The organism is Loktanella sp. SALINAS62 (assembly GCF_018263905.1).
Lineage (GTDB): Bacteria > Pseudomonadota > Alphaproteobacteria > Rhodobacterales > Rhodobacteraceae > Loktanella.
The window spans coordinates 1-17,965 of the sequence record NZ_JAAFZU010000001.1; the positions used below are offsets into that span (position 1 = coordinate 1).

Annotated in this window: 16 protein-coding genes; 11 read left to right on the forward strand and 5 right to left on the reverse strand. The window is 61.6% G+C overall.

The window, feature by feature from the left end:
- The first annotated feature begins 179 nt into the window (after positions 1-179).
- The 4 genes from GZH79_RS00005 (at position 180) to GZH79_RS00020 (ending at position 4,385) form a co-directional block, all read left to right on the forward strand.
- On the forward strand, positions 180-1,064 hold the full coding sequence (locus GZH79_RS00005; RefSeq protein WP_211641103.1) for an endonuclease/exonuclease/phosphatase family protein: 885 nt from the start codon (positions 180-182) through the stop codon (positions 1,062-1,064).
- A 77-nt stretch (positions 1,065-1,141) separates the two neighbouring features.
- On the forward strand, positions 1,142-1,600 hold the full coding sequence (locus GZH79_RS00010; protein ID WP_211641104.1) for a (2Fe-2S)-binding protein: 459 nt from the start codon (positions 1,142-1,144) through the stop codon (positions 1,598-1,600).
- 2 nt (positions 1,601-1,602) lie between these two features.
- Positions 1,603-3,771 (forward strand): xanthine dehydrogenase family protein molybdopterin-binding subunit, encoded by a 2,169-nt coding sequence (locus tag GZH79_RS00015; RefSeq protein WP_211641105.1) that lies wholly within the window; start codon positions 1,603-1,605, stop codon positions 3,769-3,771.
- A gap of 32 nt (positions 3,772-3,803) precedes the next feature.
- A complete protein-coding gene (locus GZH79_RS00020) occupies positions 3,804-4,385 on the forward strand; it encodes an Isoquinoline 1-oxidoreductase subunit (protein WP_211641543.1) in 582 nt (193 codons plus the stop codon).
- A gap of 34 nt (positions 4,386-4,419) precedes the next feature.
- Here GZH79_RS00020 and GZH79_RS00025 read toward each other — a convergent pair whose 3' ends face one another.
- Positions 4,420-5,325, reverse strand: coding sequence for an MBL fold metallo-hydrolase (locus GZH79_RS00025; RefSeq protein ID WP_211641106.1), 906 nt, complete (start codon positions 5,323-5,325; stop codon positions 4,420-4,422).
- Positions 5,326-5,367: 42 nt separating this feature from the next.
- Here GZH79_RS00025 and GZH79_RS00030 point away from each other — a divergent pair, with 42 nt between their 5' ends.
- Genes GZH79_RS00030 through GZH79_RS00040 form a run of 3 tightly spaced genes read left to right on the forward strand, consistent with a single transcriptional unit; the run spans position 5,368 to position 9,030 of the window.
- On the forward strand, positions 5,368-6,687 hold the full coding sequence (locus GZH79_RS00030; RefSeq protein WP_211641107.1) for an ATP-binding protein: 1,320 nt from the start codon (positions 5,368-5,370) through the stop codon (positions 6,685-6,687).
- Positions 6,688-6,697: 10 nt separating this feature from the next.
- A complete protein-coding gene (locus tag GZH79_RS00035) occupies positions 6,698-7,801 on the forward strand; it encodes an AAA family ATPase (RefSeq protein ID WP_211641108.1) in 1,104 nt (367 codons plus the stop codon).
- Positions 7,798-9,030: a VWA-like domain-containing protein gene (locus GZH79_RS00040; RefSeq protein ID WP_211641109.1), complete on the forward strand. Its 1,233-nt coding sequence runs from the start codon at positions 7,798-7,800 to the stop codon at positions 9,028-9,030. The genes GZH79_RS00035 and GZH79_RS00040 overlap by 4 nt, the downstream gene beginning before the upstream one ends.
- Here the strand turns inward: GZH79_RS00040 and GZH79_RS00045 are convergent.
- On the reverse strand, positions 9,022-9,690 hold the full coding sequence (locus GZH79_RS00045) for a hypothetical protein (RefSeq protein WP_211641110.1): 669 nt from the start codon (positions 9,688-9,690) through the stop codon (positions 9,022-9,024). The genes GZH79_RS00040 and GZH79_RS00045 overlap by 9 nt on opposite strands.
- A gap of 132 nt (positions 9,691-9,822) precedes the next feature.
- Here GZH79_RS00045 and GZH79_RS00050 point away from each other — a divergent pair, with 132 nt between their 5' ends.
- Positions 9,823-10,317: an ureidoglycolate lyase gene (locus tag GZH79_RS00050; RefSeq protein ID WP_211641111.1), complete on the forward strand. Its 495-nt coding sequence runs from the start codon at positions 9,823-9,825 to the stop codon at positions 10,315-10,317.
- A 55-nt stretch (positions 10,318-10,372) separates the two neighbouring features.
- Here GZH79_RS00050 and katG read toward each other — a convergent pair whose 3' ends face one another.
- The gene (katG, locus tag GZH79_RS00055) at positions 10,373-12,589 is read right to left on the reverse strand and encodes a catalase/peroxidase HPI (RefSeq protein ID WP_211641112.1); all 2,217 of its coding nucleotides are present in this window, start codon (positions 12,587-12,589) and stop codon (positions 10,373-10,375) included.
- A gap of 98 nt (positions 12,590-12,687) precedes the next feature.
- Between katG and GZH79_RS00060 the strand changes: the two genes are divergently transcribed.
- From GZH79_RS00060 to GZH79_RS00070, 3 genes are read left to right on the forward strand one after another with little or no spacing between them, the layout of a single operon-like run.
- Positions 12,688-13,578, forward strand: a complete 891-nt coding sequence (locus GZH79_RS00060; RefSeq protein WP_211641113.1) for a hydrogen peroxide-inducible genes activator — start codon at positions 12,688-12,690, stop codon at positions 13,576-13,578.
- 51 nt (positions 13,579-13,629) lie between these two features.
- On the forward strand, positions 13,630-14,793 hold the full coding sequence (locus GZH79_RS00065) for an acyl-CoA dehydrogenase family protein (RefSeq protein WP_211641114.1): 1,164 nt from the start codon (positions 13,630-13,632) through the stop codon (positions 14,791-14,793).
- Entirely contained in the window at positions 14,790-15,884 is a 1,095-nt protein-coding gene (locus GZH79_RS00070; RefSeq protein WP_249218893.1) for a CaiB/BaiF CoA-transferase family protein, read from the forward strand. The genes GZH79_RS00065 and GZH79_RS00070 overlap by 4 nt, the downstream gene beginning before the upstream one ends.
- On the opposite strand, the gene GZH79_RS00075 is transcribed toward GZH79_RS00070, so the two are convergent.
- Positions 15,871-17,367, reverse strand: coding sequence for a TRAP transporter large permease (locus GZH79_RS00075; RefSeq protein ID WP_211641115.1), 1,497 nt, complete (start codon positions 17,365-17,367; stop codon positions 15,871-15,873). The genes GZH79_RS00070 and GZH79_RS00075 overlap by 14 nt on opposite strands.
- On the reverse strand, positions 17,364-17,948 hold the full coding sequence (locus GZH79_RS00080) for a TRAP transporter small permease (protein ID WP_211641116.1): 585 nt from the start codon (positions 17,946-17,948) through the stop codon (positions 17,364-17,366). Before GZH79_RS00080 ends, GZH79_RS00075 begins: the two co-directional genes overlap by 4 nt.
- Positions 17,949-17,965: the final 17 nt, after the last annotated feature.

The window sequence follows — 17,965 nt, forward strand, 5'->3', positions numbered from 1 at the left end:
ACTGCGTCTCCGGTGAGGGGGCTTCTACGGTTAGTAACGAACCGCCGCAAGCACCTTTTTACAAAAACTTCGCATTTTTCCCGAAAAATTCGGAATCGATCAAAATATGGTATGTCCGCCCTATGATTGATCAAGACGACCGGTGTCACATGACGCCAAAGCACCAAAAGAGGTCCCCAATGTTGCGTATCATACTGCTGTTTTGCACGCTTTCTGCCCTGGTCAGCTGCACCGGCACCGGGGCGCCGCTGTCCCCGCCCCCGCCCGGCGCGCTGCGGATCGCGTCGCACAACGCCCATTACATTGTCTTGGGGCGCGAAAGCGGGAAGTGGTCCGTGGGTGACTGGGCCACGCGCAGAATCGCGCTCAATCAGTCGTTCAAAGCGTTGGACGCGGACATCATAGCCTATCAGGAAATGGAAAGCTTTGGCCGGGGCGATACCGATAACGTCAACTTGGCACGCGACTGGGTGCTGGCCAACAACCCGGACTACGCAGTGGGGGCCAACGGTGATTCTGCTGTCTTCCCGTCAACCCAACCGATCTTTTACCGGACCGACCGGCTGGAACTGCTGGATCAGGGCTGGTTCTTCTTTTCCGATACACCCGATGTCATCTATTCACGCACCTTCGACGGCAGCTTTCCGGCCTTTGCCAGTTGGGTCCAGTTACGCGACCTGCAGGATGGGCGCAGCTTCTACGTCTATAACGTGCATTTCGAATATCGCTCCGGGTCAAACCGACTCAAATCTGCGGCGCTGACCGTTGAACGCATGCAGCCCTTGCTGGCCCGCGCTGAACCCATCGTTCTGGTCGGTGACCTGAATGCGTTGAAGGGATCGCGGACCGCTCAGATCTTCAAGGACGCGGGATTCAGCTTTGCCGATGTGCGCGGATCGACTTACCATCTGGATCGGGGGCTGAACCTGTTCGGCGCCATCGACCAAATCGCAACCGCGGGGCCAATCCGTCAGGCCGGGACACCACAGGTCCTGCGGCGAAAGTTTGAAGACCGTTGGCCGTCTGACCATTACCCCGTTATCAGCGACGTCTTTCTGGAATAGGGGTCATGCAACGTCAGACGTGACATTGTGCCCGGCCGCGATACCTTTGCTTTAACGCATCGCAGGGGATTGACGGAATGACGACATTTACAGTGAACGGACAGGAACGCACGGTCGACGTGCCGGGTGACACCCCGTTGCTTTGGGTCCTGCGGGATGAACTGAAACTGACCGGCACAAAGTTTGGGTGCGGCGTCGCACAATGCGGCGCCTGCACTGTGATGCTGGATGGTACGACCCGGCGGTCGTGTGTGACACCCATATCCACACTTGAAGGTGCGAACATCACCACGATCGAAGGCTTGGACACCCCCGAAGCACATGCCGTTCAGGCCGCATGGAAGGCGCTTGACGTGCCACAATGCGGGTGGTGCCAATCCGGTCAGGTCGTCAGCGCCTCTGCCCTTCTGTACGAAATCCCGAACCCCACGGACGCAGATATCGACAGTGCCATGGTGGGCAACATTTGCCGCTGCGCAACCTACGTGCGGATTCGCCAAGGCATCAAGGACGCCGCCAAGGCGTTGGAGGCATGAGCATGACACAACAAACGCGCCGCCAGTTCCTCGGCTCTGCCGCGGGAATCGCAATCGCAGTCACGTTGCCGATGAAAGGCCGCGCGCAATCGGGGGCCGCACAGGCGTTTGACAGCGACGGCAGCGCGGGCAGCTTTGCCCCCAACGCATTTGTGCGGATCGCGCCCGACGACACGGTCACGGTCATGATCAAGCACATCGAGATGGGACAGGGACCCTACACCGGGTTGTCCACCCTTGTGGCAGAGGAACTGGATGCGGACTGGTCGCAGATGCGCGCGGAATCCGCGCCGTTGGATCAGGCGAAATACAAAAACCTGTTCTTTGGTCTGCAGGGCACCGGCGGATCAACCGCCATGGCCAACAGCTATACCCAAATGCGCAAGGCAGGCGCTGCGGCCCGCGCCCTGCTGGTGCAGGCCGCAGCCGAAGACTGGGGCGTCCCCGCGTCCGAAATCAGAATCGACAAGGGGATCGTGTCGCACGGTGACAAGACGTCTCCTTTTGGACCACTGGCCGCCAAGGCATCTGGGCTGACCCCGCCGGACGAGCCCGCACTGAAAGACCCTGCCGACTTTGTCTACATCGGCACCGACATGCCAAAGCTGGATAGCCCCGCCAAATCCAACGGGACCGCCGAATTCACGATGGACATCTATTTAGACGGCATGGAAACGGTCGTCGTGCGCCATTCCCCCATGCTGGGCGGCACGGTCGCAAGCTATGACGACAGCGCGGCGCTGGCCGTGCCGGGTGTGACTGCTGTGCGCCAGATTCCGCAGGGCGTCGCCGTCTATGCGACATCGACCGCCGCCGCGTTAAAAGGGCGCGCCGCATTGACCGTGGACTGGGACACCTCGCAGGCCGAAACACGCACCTCATTGCAGATGATGGACGATTTTGCAGCCCTAGCAGGCAACGACACAGCAAAGGCCGCAGAAACGGCAGGCGACGTGGAAACGGCTTTGGCGAATGCGGCCCAGACGATCGAGATGGAATTCCGATTCCCCTATCTGGCCCATGCGCCCATGGAACCGCTTGATGCCGTGGTCGAGGTCAAGGACGGCAGCGCCACCGCTTGGGGCGGCTGGCAATTCCCCGGCTTTGACAATCAGGCCATCGCGGGTGCGCTGGGTCTGGACCCGGCCAACGTCACCATGCAGACGATGCTGGCAGGCGGATCGTTCGGCCGACGCGCGCAACCCAGCGCCCACATCGGTGCGGAAATCGGTGCCATTGCCGCCGTCGCCGGGCGGGACGGGTCATGGAAACTGGTCTGGACCCGCGAAGACGATTTGCACGGCGGATATTATCGCCCGCTGACCATTCACCGGATGCGCGGCGGCATTGATGCCGATGGCAATATCGCAGGCTGGCACGACGTTGTCGTAAACCAATCGATCATGGCAGGCACCCCGATGGAAGCGATGATGCAGGATGGGCTTGATCCGACATCCTACGAAGGCGCGGTCAAGATGCCCTACGATCTGCCCGATCTTCGGGTCGATTGGGTCCGCGCCGACAGCCCCGTGCCAGTCCTGTGGTGGCGGTCTGTCGGCCATACCCACACCGCCTATGCAACCGAAGTATTTTTGGATCACCTGCTGGAACAGGCAGGCAAGGACCCTGTGCAAGGTCGTCTGGACCTGCTGCGCGACGACATGGGCCGTGACCGGGCCGTGCTGGAACGCGTGGCACAGATGGCAGGCTGGGACGGCCAGAAGGTGAAGAACGGCAAAGGCTACGGGGTCGCGTTGCACGAATCATTCAACACCTATGTCGCGCAGATCGTCGCGGTCGAAGACCGCAACGGACAGCCGCATGTCACCGACGTCTGGTGCGCGGTCGATCCCGGTGTCGCGGTCAACCCGAATGTGATCCGCGCCCAGATGGAAGGCGGGATCGGCTTTGGTCTAAGCGCTGCCTTGTTCGATGAAATCACGCTTGGCGAAGGTGGTATCGTGCAGCAAGACAACTTTGACACTTATCGGTTGCTTCGCATCAACGAAATGCCCGCCGTGCATGTCGAAATCATAGCCTCTGACGCCGATCCAACGGGTGTTGGGGAACCGGGTACACCGCCTGTCGGACCGGCGCTTGCAAACGCGTGGCGCGCATTGACCGGTGCAAACGTGACAACCCTGCCCTTTTCCACAACAGCCGGAGCGTAGCGATGATCAAGATTTTCTGCCGCCTTGGCCTGATGGTGGCGCTTGCGTGGGCAATCCCGGTCAGCGCCGAAACCGTCAACGGATTGCGGACCGTAGACGAATTTAACGACATTCCCAACGATACCAAACGATCCGTCGCCTTGTTCAATGAGCTGATGGTCGTGATCGAACATCCACGCTGCATGAATTGCCACCCTGTCGGTGATGTGCCGCTGCAGGGCATGGATATGCAACTGCACCAGCCCCCCGTCGTGCGCGGCGATGGCGGAATGGGCGCACCCGGCATGCGGTGTTCGACCTGCCATGGCGCGGAAAACGTCGCCTATGCCACAGGCGATGGATCAATCCCCGGCCATCAGCCTTGGCACCTTGCACCCATAGAAATGGGGTGGGTCGGCAAAACCGCAGCGGAAATCTGCGCGCAGCTGAAAGACCCGGATCGCAACGGCAACCGCACATTGGCCGAACTGCACGAACATAACGCCAAAGACGGGCTTGTCGGTTGGGGCTGGAATCCCGGCGCTGGCCGCGAACCCGCACCCGGATCGCAAGACGTGTTTGGCCAGTTGACCCAAGCCTGGATCGACACCGGTGCCATCTGCCCGGAAGCCTGACAAATCCCCGGCGCGCTCAGGGCGCGCCGGGGATTTAGACCGGGTGCGACAGCGCGAATACGCTATCCGACGCAAGCGACGGCTGCGCCGTCACCTGACCGGCATCCACCAGTTCAATCAGTTGGGCAAAAACGTTGCGCGCCGCGATTGGCCAGACGGACTGCGGCACATCGCTGTAAACCGTGGCCGTAATCGCGGCGATGTCACGCGGACCCGCGGTCAGGGCGGCCAGCACCTCTGCCCGGCGTTCCATGCGGTGTGCGATCAGCCAGTCGATGCGCGCGGCCGGATCGGTCACCGGCGCGCCATGCCCGGAATACAGGATCGACGCGCCCGCAGCGCGCAGCTTGCGACAGGACGCGATAAAATCACGCACATCCCCATCAGGCGGGGAAACAAGCGACGTCGCCCAGTCCATCACCAGATCACCCGAAAACGCAACGTCGCGCCATGTCAGACAGATGTGGTTGCCCATATGCCCCGGCGTATGCAGCACCCCCAAATCGCCGGCAGGCGTGGCGATCAGCGCGCCATCCGCCACGCAGCGATCCGGCACAAAGCCGCTGTCGACACCTTCGCCACCGCCCGCGTATCCATCCGCGATCAGCCGCCGCATCACGGCACTGCGCCCCGCCTGACTGTCGCCAAACGCCAGCACCGGCGCACCGGTAAGCCGCGATAGCGGTGCTGCGAGAGGCGAATGATCCAGATGAGAATGCGTGACCACGATATGGCTGACGCGCGCGCCACCAATCGCCTGCTGCAAGGCCGCCATATGCGCGGGCATATCCGGGCCGGGGTCAATCACCACCAGATCATCGCACCCCAGCAGATAGGTATTCGTACCGCGATCGGTCATCGGTGACGGATTCGGGGCCAAGACCCGGCGCAGCCCGTCAGCCATCTGTTCCGCCGCGCCCGGTACCGGATCGTACGCCATCACCGCTTTCCCCTGCCTTGCCACGTCGCTAGTCTTATCGACATGTTGTTTCGCTGGCTCAAACCCTATTTGCCGCGCGGGCTTTATACGCGGGCGTTCCTGATCCTGATCCTGCCGATTTTATCGTTGCAGCTTTTGGTATCGGTCGTCTTCATCAATCGTCATTTTCAGGGTGTGACAGAGCAGATGACAAATGCGGTCAGTATCGACCTGCAATTCCTGTTCGACACGGCCAACGACGCGTCCAATCGCGATGCAGCACAAGCCGCCGTTGCCCGAATAGCGGGCCCGTTGCAACTGGATGTGAACTGGCCCACCCAGATCCCCGACACGCCCCGCGAACAGACGTGGACCGATTTCACCGCAAACGAGGTGTCCGACTGGCTGCAGTTTCGCCTGCCGCAGATCGAAGAGATCTCGATGATCGACAAGGATTTCGTGCGTGTCTGGATGGCCACGGCACACGGCCCGATGCAGGTCGAATTTTCGCGCAAGCGGGTGTCAGCGTCCAATCCGCACCAGTTGCTTGTCATCATGGTGGTGCTGGGCGTCATTCTGACGGCCATTTCCTTTGTCTTTCTGCGCAACCAACTGCGCCCAATCCAGCGGATGGCCGTCGCCGCCACCGATTATGGCAAGGGGCGAATAACCTATTATCACCCCTCTGGCGCGACAGAGGTCCGCGCGGCAGGCATGGCGTTTCTGGACATGCGCAACCGGCTGGAACGGCAGATCCAGTCGCGCACCATGATGTTGTCTGGCGTCAGCCACGATCTGCGCACACCACTGACGCGACTGCGGCTGGGGTTATCTTTGTTGGATGACGACGATGCAGCACCATTACTGGGCGATGTCGACGAAATGCAGCGCCAGCTTGATGCGTTTCTGGATTTCGCCCGGTCTGATGCCGGCGATGCGCTTGTCACCGTGTCACCGTTCCAGATCGCGCGCGATTTGCAGGCCGATTACGCGCGTGCCGGGTCTGCGCTGTCACTGGAAACGCTGTCAGGCCCCAACGATTCCGTTCCCCTGCGACAGGTTGCCATCCGCCGTGCGCTGGACAATCTGTGCAACAATGCGCTGCGCTACGGGCAAAAGGCGCGATTGTCGGTCTATGTCACCGAACGCGCCGTTCGTTTCGTGGTAGAAGACGATGGCCCCGGCATCCAGCCTGCCGACAGGGAAGAGGCCATGCGCCCTTTCACCCGGCTTGACCCCGCACGCAACCAAGATGCGGGGTCCGGTGTCGGGCTGGGTCTGGCGATCGTCGCGGACATTGCGCGCAGTCATGGTGGCGTCCTGCGTCTGACCGATTCCGACACGCTGGGCGGATTGCGCGCCGAACTTGTTCTGGCACGATAAGGGGCCGCATATGTCGATCAACACCATATCGATTTCGACGGGACAGGCGCTGGATGCGCTGCGTGCCGGTCATGCGGCCCAGATGGCGGGCAGCCTGACAGCGTCCTGGATGCTGCACGGGCGTCCGGGTATCGGGAAAACCGACATCGTGACGCAGCTTGCGACCGAAACCGGCAGCCAGTTATTCGACCTGCGCCTGACCACCATAGAACCAGCCGACCTGCGTGGCCTTCCGTTCTATGACCACGATACACAGCGCACCGTCTGGTACCCGCCAGAGGATCTGCCCCACGATCCTGACCGTCCGGCAATCTTGTTTCTTGACGAGCTGACCGCCGCCGCCCCCGCCCTGCAACCCACCGTCTATGGTCTGCTGCAGGAACGCCGGGTCGGCCAGCATCGTCTGCCGGACAGCACATTCATCGTGGCAGCAGGCAACGCGGTCGAGGATGGGGCCATCGCATATGACATGGGCACCGCGCTTTCTGATCGTTTGATCCATCTGTCCTTACGGGCCGAAGCGAATGACTGGATCACGCACTACGCTATGCCCCACGGCCTGCATGAAAGCGTCATTGCGTTTATCCGCACACGCCCCGATCTGCTTGACACGACAGAGGATGTGCTGCGGCGCGGCGCGATGATCGCAGCCACCCCGCGCAGTTGGGCGCGTGTCAGCGCGATCCTGCGGTCCATCCCCGATGCAGCACTGCGTGACACGCTGATTGCAGGCACCGTCGGCGACGCGGTCGGCGCCGAATTCGCGCTGATCGCCCGCGATATCGCAAGCACCGTTCAGGCACGCACCATGATCGACGCGCCCGCCGCCGAACGTCCCGACCTTTACCCGCGCAGCCTGCACGGGCTGACCGCCCTGACCTATGCCCTGATCGCGCTGGCGGATCGGGACACGCTTCCGCGCGTGATCGACGTGATGGCGGGACTGACCGATCTGCGCGACCATGACCGCCGCTTTGCTGCACTGCCGACGCAGGAACTGGCGACCTACGGGTTCGAATTGCTGATCGACCGGGCATTGGCACAGGGTTGGCAAGAGGCGTTTCGCGAATCCGCGTCCTACAGCCGCTACCTGTCGCACAAGGATTCAGCGTGACAATCCATTCTGTCCGCGCAACGACTGCGTTGACCGCCCTTGCGGAAACCGATCCCGCGCTCGCGGCCTTGTCGCTGTGGTGCGACCACCGTGATGGCGACGCGACCCAAACCCGCGATACAACCATTACCTATGGACCGGAATTTGTGGACCTGACCCGTCCCGAACAGATCGGGCTGGCAGCGCATCACATCCTGCATGTGGCATTGCGCCATTCGGCGCGGATGGCCGGTCTGCAATACCGACTGGGCGCTGGATTCGATGCGGCGCTCTGGCAGCTTTGCGCGGATGCCATTGTCAATCAGGCGCTTCTGCTGGCCGATCATGCCCTGCCCCGTCCTGCGGTCACGCTTACAGGTCTGCTGGACAGTCTCGGCGACCCTGCTGGTTCCGCCGAAACGGCATTGGCCGACTGGGACAGTGACCGTCTTTATTTCCGGCTGACCGCCAGCGGAAACGGCAAGGCAGAGGCAGAGGCCGCCCGCGCCTATGCCCGCCAACAGGCGCTTGCCGACGACATCACACCATCTAACGGAACCAATGGGACAGAACCGGATCAGAACAGCGCCGTCGCGTGGTCGCAGCATCTGTCGCGCGCGATGCAAACGGGACGTCAAGCAGGGCGCGGGCTGGGTCTGATCGGGCATATCATTGCCGACATTCCCGCCCCCCGCACCCCGTGGGAACTGATCCTGCGCCGCCTGCTGGCCAGTGCCGTCATGATCGGCCCGCAAACAGCCCCGCATCGCCCATCCCGCCGTTGGATTGCAACGGCGGCACAGGCACAGCGTCAGGGTGCGCGGCTACCGGGTTTTCAACCGGGGCAGCGCCCCTTGACCGATGTACCCCGCATTGCCGTCGCCATCGACGCATCTGGCAGCATCGACGACGCCCGCCTGTCGTTGTTCTGGACAGAGGTTCTGGGCATTGCACGTCGCCTGCGCGCAGAACTGCACGTGCTGGTCTTTGACGACGATATCCGATCCGCGCAGCGGGTCGATCCATCGGCGATGACCGTGACCTTGCCCGATATGCCACGCGGCGGCGGCACCGATTTTCAGCCCGTCATACGCGCCGCACTGGCCCTGAACGCTGCAGCGCTGGTGGTGCTGACCGATTTGGATGGCCCCACAGGCCCACCGCCAAAGCGTCTGTCGGTGATCTGGGCGGTGCCGCAAGCGGCGGACCAGATGCCACCCTTTGGCCGATTGATCGACCTGTCAGCCTAACGCCGCCGCCAGCCGCGCATGGGCTGAAACACCGCGCGCGTCAAAGCTGATATCGCGCAGAAACACATTCTGGCTTTGGTTGATGCGCTGCAAGCGGCGTTCGCTGAGCCCGTCGCGGAACAGCCCATCCTGCAGGATCTGAATTTCAGTTGCATCAAGGTCCAGCACCTGCGGACCATCTTCGGACTGGACTGTGACGTAGGTCAGGGGCGGTGCGGTCCACAGGTCGGATTGTTCGACGACCAGATGCAGCGCCCCCTGCCGCATGCCGCGATGGGCTGCGATGCGGGTCAGCACCGCGCGGGATTGCGCGCGCAGCGCATCCAGCCCGCGATCCGCCGCCGCGGCGTCGATCAAACGCGGTTTGCGTGACGCCGCGACCCGCAGCACGCGGGTTTCCAGCCACCAGATCAATATCAACATCAGCACCGGGGCCTGCGACAACGGCAAGGCTGCACCGTTCCAGATCAGGGCGACGATGACCAATGGCGTCAATGTCAGAAAATACCGCAAGATCTGAAATTCCAAAAGGATGCGCGCGAACAGCCCGAACGTCAGCGCACGCGGCCAGACAGTTGCCCGCCCAAAGAATTTGCGCGGCAGTTGGCGGACCTTCAGAATGGCAGGATTGCGCACCGTCGCATGGGTCACGATCAGCACGGCACGTCCAGATATTTACGACTCTTCCACAACTTAAAGCACCCCTGTCACGACAGCCAGATTGGACGCAGCCCCCGTCGCTAGGCAACAGGCACAGTTGACACGGTGCCACGTAGCCCGCACCGATATGACATGAACAACATCATTCATCCAATGCCGCTGAACGCCGCAGATTTCGCGCCCTTTGGCGATGTACTGGACACGCACGGCGCACCGGACAAGATCATCAATGCCGGACTGTGCGGTCGTTATCACGACCGCGCCGCGCTGGATTTCAACGATGGCCGCGCCGGGATCAGCCTGTTCGATGCCCAGCCGCGCGCCCTGCCCTATGACTTCGATCTGGTCGAACGGCACCCGGACGGGTCGCAGGCATTCCTGCCAATGCACCAGAACCCGTGGCTGGTGATCGTCGCACGCGACCGCAACGGGGCGCCGGGCGATCCGCTGGCGTTTCTGGTGGCCCCCGGTCAGGGCGTCAATTTCCATCGCGGCACGTGGCACGGTGTTTTGACACCGCTGCACGCGCCGGGCCTGTTTGCGGTGATCGACCGGATTGGGGATGGCCCCAATTTGCAGGAATTCCGCTATCCGACCGCGTGGCAAGTCGCCCAGCCACAGGTCTGACAACGCAAAACGCCGCCGGGATGAACCGGCGGCGTTTGTTTTCAGCTTCGCCAGATCAGACGTCGAAACGGTCCAGATCCATGACCTTTGCGAATGCTTTTGCAAAGGTTTTCACGAACCGCTTGTTGTTGCTGGCATAGGTTTCAGCCAAAGCGCGCAACTGGCTGTTCGACCCGAACAAGAGATCGACCTGCGTGCCGGTCCATTTGACCTGACCCGTTTTGCGGTCGCGCCCTTCGAACGTGCCTTCGTATTCGTCCAGTGCCTTCCATTCGTTCGACATGGACAGCAGGTTGACGAAAAAGTCGTTCGACAGCGTCCCCGGACGATGGGTGAACACACCATGTTCGGACCCGCCGTGGTTGGCGCCCAGCACCCGCAGGCCACCGACAAGCACCGTCATTTCCGGCGCAGTCAGCGTCATCAACTGGGCATGATCGATCAGCAACTCGCCCGGCGTCGCGGTAAAGTCTTTTTGCAGATAGTTGCGGAATCCGTCGGCCTGCAGTTCCAGCACGTCGACCGATTCCACATCGGTCTGGTCCTGAGTCGCATCCATGCGGCCCGGTGTGAACGGCACGGTCACTTCGACATCACCATCACGGGCCGCTTTTTCGACAGCGGCAGTACCGCCCAGCACGATCAGGTCGGCCAACGACACGCGCTTGCCACCGGATTGCGCGTCGTTGAACGCGGTCTGCACGGCTTCCAGCTTTTCCAGCACCGACGACAGTTCGTCCGGCTGGTTCACGTCCCATCCGTTCATCGGCGCCAGACGGATACGCGCACCATTGGCGCCACCCCGGCGGTCCGATCCGCGGAAGGTTGACGCGCTGGCCCAAGCGGTCGTGACCAGTTGCGCCGTCGTCAGGCCGCTGTCCAGCAGCTTGGTTTTCAGATCAGCGATATCGGCGTCGTCGATCAGGTCGTGATCGCGGGCCGGGATCGGGTCCTGCCACAGCAGCGTTTCGGACGGCACCCAAGGACCAAGATACGTGTCTTTTGGCCCCATGTCGCGGTGCGTCAGCTTGAACCACGCACGGGCAAAAGCGTCAGCGAACTGGTCGGGGTTCTTGTGGAACCGTTCCGAAATCTCGCGGTAGGCTGGGTCGACTTTCAACGCCAGATCGGATGTCGCCATCATCGGGGCGTGACGCAGTGCCGGATCATGGGCATCCGGCACGGTGCCGGCCAATGCACCGTCTTTCGGTGTCCACTGCTTTGCCCCGGCGGGGGACGTGGTCAGTTCCCATTCGTGGTTCATCAGCGTGTCGAAATAGCTCATGTCCCACTGGATCGGTGTCGGGGTCCACGCGCCTTCCAGACCGGACGAAATCGTGTGCACGCCCTTGCCGGAATTGAAACCGCTTGCCCAACCGAAACCCTGGGATGCAATGCCCGCACCTTCGGGTTCTTCCGAAATCAGCGCAGGATCGCCCGCGCCGTGGCATTTGCCAAAGGTGTGACCGCCAGCGACCAGCGCCACGGTTTCTTCGTCATTCATGGCCATCCGGCCGAACGTGTCACGGATGTCATGCGCGGACGCAGCGGGATCAGGGTTGCCGTCGGGCCCTTCGGGATTGACGTAGATCAGACCCATCTGCACGGCAGCCAGCGGGTTTTCCAGCTCACGCTCGCCGGAATAGCGGCTTTTGGGATTGTTGGACGGGGCCAGCCATTCGTCTTCCTGACCCCAATAGATATCTTCTTCGGGTTCCCAGATGTCTTCGCGGCCACCGGCAAAACCAAACGTTTTGAAACCCATGGTTTCCAGTGCCACGTTGCCGGTCAGGATCATCAGGTCGGCCCAGCTGATCGCATCACCGTATTTCTGCTTGATCGGCCACAGCAGGCGACGTGCCTTGTCCAGGTTCACGTTGTCGGGCCAGCTGTTCAGTGGCGCAAAACGTTGGCTGCCGGACGTCGACCCACCACGACCGTCGGCGGTGCGATAGGTGCCTGCGCTGTGCCATGCCATGCGGATAAAGAACGGGCCGTAGTGGCCGTAATCCGCAGGCCACCAGTCTTGGCTGTCGGTCATCAGCGCGACCAGATCATCCCACAGTGCATCAAGATCAAGACCGTTGAATGCCTCTGCATAATCGAAATCGGCGTCCAGCGGGCTGACCGCCGGCTGGTTCTGCGACAGAATTTTCAGGTTCAGCTGGTTTGGCCACCAGTCGCGGTTCCCGCGAGAGCTGTTGCGCGCATGCGGCCGGGCATGGCCTGCAACGGGGCAGTTTCTGATATCACCTTTTGGGTTGCCGTCCATGATGAGGTCCTTTGATGTAGATGGATTTGGAATGGTTCTAGACTTTCACAGCCATTAGATGAAGTTGTATTTTCTAATAGGCGTGATAATACTTTCTGATGAACAACCTTACTTTTCGCCAACTCCGATATTTCGAGGCTCTGGCCTCACAGCGGCATTTTGGACGTGCCGCAGCGGTGGTTTCGATCAGCCAACCTGCCTTGTCCATGCAGATCAAGGAACTGGAAGACACGCTTGGCACGCCGCTGTTCGAACGCGCGGCACGGCAGGTGCGCCTGACCCCCTTTGGAGAAGTCTTTGCGCCCCGCGCCCGCGACATCCTGCGCGCTGTCGATGAACTGTCGGATATGGCCCGGCTGGCGCAGGACGGTGCGCTGACGCGGCTTCGGCTGGGGATCATCCCGACAATTGCGCCCTACCTTTTGCCGCGCATCATCAAATCCTTGGGCCGCGCCTATCCCGGTCTGGACCTGAGCCTGCGGGAATCGCTGACCCAAACCCTGCTCAATGACATCACCGCAGGGCGACTGGACGCCGCGATCGTGGCATTGCCGGTGTCGGAACCCACGCTGACCGAAACACCGCTGCTGGTCGAAGATTTCGTGCTTGTGCGGCCGGCGGCGGATGCCAACCTTCCTGTGCCGTCACGCGATGCCCTGCGCGAAATGCGTCTGCTGCTGCTGGAAGAAGGCCATTGTTTCCGCGATCAGGCCCTGTCGTTTTGCGAAATCCCCGATACCCGCCCAAAAGAGGTTCTGGACGGGTCCACCTTGTCCACGCTTGTGCAGATGGTCGGTGCCGGGATCGGCGTAACACTGATCCCCGACATGGCGGTCGCCGTCGAAACCGCATCGGCCCCCGTCAGCATCGCCCGTTTTCATGGCGCACAGCCGCAACGGACCATCGGCATGATCTGGCGGCGCACCTCGCCGCTGGCGACGGCGCTGACGGGCGTGTCGCAGATCCTGCGCGTTGCCGCGCATGGTTGATTGCGGCACCCGGTCATCTATGGTCAACCGGACATTATCAGGATGCAACGCATGACCCCGCATGGACAAGACCGCCACACTGACATTCGGGACGCGGTGCGCGCACTCTGTGCCGAATTTCCCGCAAGCTATCACCGCGATATCGACGAGGCCCGCGCCTATCCACAGGCTTTCGTCGAGGCCCTGACCAAAGCCGGATGGCTGGCCGCCCTGATCCCCGAAGAATACGGTGGGTCGGGGCTGGGCCTGACAGAAGCATCGGTGATCCTGGAAGAGATCAACCGCGCGGGCGGTAATTCCGGCGCGTGTCACGGTCAGATGTACAATATGAACACCCTTGTGCAGCACGGGTCCGAAGAACAGCGTCAACGCTATCTGCCCAAAATCGCCACCGGGGAACTGCGCCTGCAATCCATGGCAGTCACTGAACCCACGACGGGCACGGATACGACGCAACTCAAAACGACGGCAGAACGGCGCGGCGACCGCTACGTGATCAACGGGCAAAAGGTCTGGATCAGTCGTGTGCAGCACTCTGATCTGATGATCCTGCTGGCCCGCACCACCCCGCTAAAGGACGTGGCGAAGAAATCCGAAGGCCTGTCGATCTTTCTGGTCGACGTGGCGGATGCCATGGCCAAGGGCATGCAGGTCAATCCAATCCGCAACATGGTCAATCACGAAACCAACGAACTGTTTTTCGACAACCTTGAAATTCCCGCCGAAAACCTGATCGGCGAAGAAGGCCAAGGGTTCAAATACATCCTGACCGGCCTGAATGCCGAACGCGCCCTGATCGCTGCGGAATGTATCGGTGACGGCTACTGGTTCACCGACACTGTGACAGCCTATGTCAAGGACAGGCATGTCTTTGGCCGTCCGATCGGGCAAAATCAGGGGGTGCAGTTTCCCATTGCCGAAGCCTTTATCGAAATAGAAGCCGCGGACCTGATGCGCTACGAAGCGTGTCGCCTGTTTGACGCGGGCGAACCCTGCGGCGCACAGGCGAACATGGCAAAATACCTTGCCGCCAAGGCCAGCTGGGAAGCGGCGAACGCCTGCATACAGTTCCACGGCGGGTTCGGGTTCGCCGCCGAATACGATGTGGAACGCAAATTCCGCGAAACCCGGCTTTACCAAGTGGCCCCGATCAGCACCAACCTGATCCTGTCCTACGTCGCCGAACACATGCTTGGCCTGCCGAGGTCGTTTTGACCGGCGCGCTGGATGGTTTGCGCATTGTCGCGCTTGAACAGGCGGTTGCAGCGCCCTTTGCCACGGCGCGACTGGCCGATGCGGGCGCACTGGTGGAAAAATTCGAACGCCCCGGCGGTGATTTTGCGCGCGGCTACGATGCCGCCGCAGCTGGGCAAAGCAGTTATTTTGTCTGGCTGAACCGGGGTAAGGTCAGCATCGTCGCGGACCTGATGACAGCAGACGGCATGGCCCGGCTGAAGCAGTCACTCGCGCAGGCAGACGTGCTGGTTTGCAACCTGAAACCGGGTGCATTGGGCCGGATGGGCCTGGGGGCTGACGTTTTGCGTGCGGACTATCCCCGCCTGATCGTCTGTTCCATCACCGGTTACGGCGAAACCGGGCCGCTGGCACAGCGCAAGGCCTATGACCTGCTGGTTCAGGCGGAATCAGGGCTGTCGTCCATCACTGGCGGCCCGGACGGCCCCGCCCGTGTCGGCACATCCGTCGTCGATATTGCCACAGGGGCCACCGCACATGCCGCAATTCTGGAAGCACTGATCGCGCGCGGCATCAGCGGAACCGCCCGGCACATCGCGGTGTCGCTGTTCGATGTGATGGCCGAATGGCTGACCGTGCCGCTGCTGAACCACGAAGCAGGTCAAACCCCGCAGCGCAACGGCCTGCGGCATCCGTCCATCGCACCCTATGGCGTGTTTGATTGTGCCGACGGCGGGCAGGTGCTGATTTCGATCCAGTCGGACCGGGAATGGGCGGTGCTGTGCGACCGGGTGTTGGGTGCGCCGGACCTTGCCCAGGACAGCCAGCTTGCGACGAATGTCGCACGGGTGCGCAACCGGGACCGCACCGATGCGCTTGTGGGCGCAGCACTGGGCGCCATGACAGCTGCGGATGCGGTCACGGCATTGGATGCAGCCCAGATCGCATTCGCCCGCGTCAATGACATGCAATCCCTATCACAACATCCCCATCTGCGCCGGATCACGCTGGATACGCCGAACGGTTCTGTCGCCCTGCCCGCCCCCGGTGCAATGGTCGCAGGCGACAGCCCCGTTTACGGACCTGTGCCAGCGCTGCCTACCACGGAATAAGGATCAATGTGATCACTGGGAACGCAGCCAGCACGACCACCCGCACAAGGTCGGACGCCACGAAAAACATCACAGCACGATAGGTGTCGCCCATCGGCGTTTCGCGGTCCATCGCGTTGATGATGAACAGGTTCATGCCGACGGGTGGCGTGATCAGACCAACCTCGACCACGATCAGGACAAGAATACCGAACCAGATCGCGACCTGTTCAGTATTGATGCGGTTCAGCGCACCTTCGTTCACGCCGCGGATACCCAGTTCGCGCAATTGGTCGCGCGTCAGTTCAACCCCTTGGGCCAGACTGGCCTGCGCGTCTGACAGCAAGGCGGGTGCGATCTCTGCCCCGGATGCGATCAGATCGCCCAGACGTGCGGTCTGCAGATCCAGCATCGAGACAAAGCCGAAATCCAGCCCCTGCATCACCGGCCAGAAGATCGGGATCGTCAAAAGGATCATCGACAGGCTGTCCATCAGGCAGCCCAGCAGCAGATAAAAGACGAGAACAAAGGCCAGCACCATCCAAGGCGACAGACCTTGTCCCACGACCCAACCCGCAATTTCCTGCGGCACCTGCGTCAGTGCCAGAAAGCCATTGTAGAACGCCGCCCCCAGCACGATGAAAAAGATCATCGCGGTGGATTTCGCCGTCACGCTGAACGATTCTCCCAGCGTGTGCCACGTGAGCCCCCCGTTCACAAAGGCGATCAATCCCGTGCCCAGCGCGCCGACAGCGGCACCTTCGGTCGGGGTGAACCAACCGGCATAGATGCCACCGACCACCAGACCAAAGACCAGAAGCACCGGCCAGACCGCGATCAGCGCGCGCATCCGGTCGCCATAGGGCATGCGTGGCCGCGTGCCTGCCGATTCCGGAAACAGCCGAACGTAGATAGAGATCACGGCGACATAGCCAAAGGCTGCCAGAATGCCGGGGATGAACGCGGCAAGAAAAAGCTTGGCGATGTTCTGTTCGGTCAGGATGGCATAGATCACCAGCACGACCGACGGTGGGATCAGGATACCCAGCGTGCCACCCGCCGCCAGCGTCGCGGTCGAAAAACCGCCCGCATAACCATAGCGTTTCATTTCCGGCAGGGCGACGCGACTCATGGTGGCGGCGGTGGCCAGTGACGACCCGCAGATCGCGCCGAACCCGGCGCAGGCACCCACAGCGGCCATGGCGACACCGCCCTTGCGGTGGCCCAGAAACCCCTCTGCTGCCTTGAACAGTGCTTGGCTCATCCCGCCCAGCGTGGCGAAATGGCCCATCAGCAGGAACATCGGGATGATGGACAGCGAATAGCTGGCAAAAGTGGTATAGGTTTCAGATTTCAGCCGGGCAAAGGGGATCGTCGTATCCCCGGTCACAAGGATCAGGCCAAACAGGCCGGCCAGGAACATTGCCAGGCCGATCGGCACACGCAAAAAGATCAATCCCAGCAACGCCGGGAACGACAAAATTCCAATCAGTGTGTCGCTCAATGTTCTGCCCCCAGATCGGTCGGCAGGATCGTGCGGCCTGTCGCCATTTCGACCCAGCGGGTCAGCGCGATCCAGACCGACACAGCCGCCGCAATCCCAGCCCCCAAAAGGCTAAGCGCGTAGCCCCACCAGACCGGAAACTGCAAAAGGAACGTGGTCTGTCCCGATCCCAGCTTACTGATCATCCCGGCATAAAGCTGCACCGCGATCAGGACCATGACGGCGCCGAACACCGCATCCGTCAGCGCGCGCAAGATCCGGTTCGCACGGTCAGGCAGCTTTTGTGTAAAGATATCGACCGTCGCATGCCCCCCGGTGATCTGACACAGCGGCAGGAACGCAAAGATGGCAAAGGCCACCAGTGCCTCTGTCAATTCGAAATCCCCGTTGACCGGCCCGATACCGGTGTCCAGCAACCCATTCGCCAACCCCGGCATGAATGCCTGCGCGGCATCGCCGTGCAGCCATCCATTGGCTGTCCGCCCCACAACCGACACGCAGATCAGCAGCACGATCCCAACGAGCACAAAGCCACCGATCCACGCCATGATCTGCGATAACCGCAAGAAAAATCGATACATTGCCCGTGTCCCCGCCC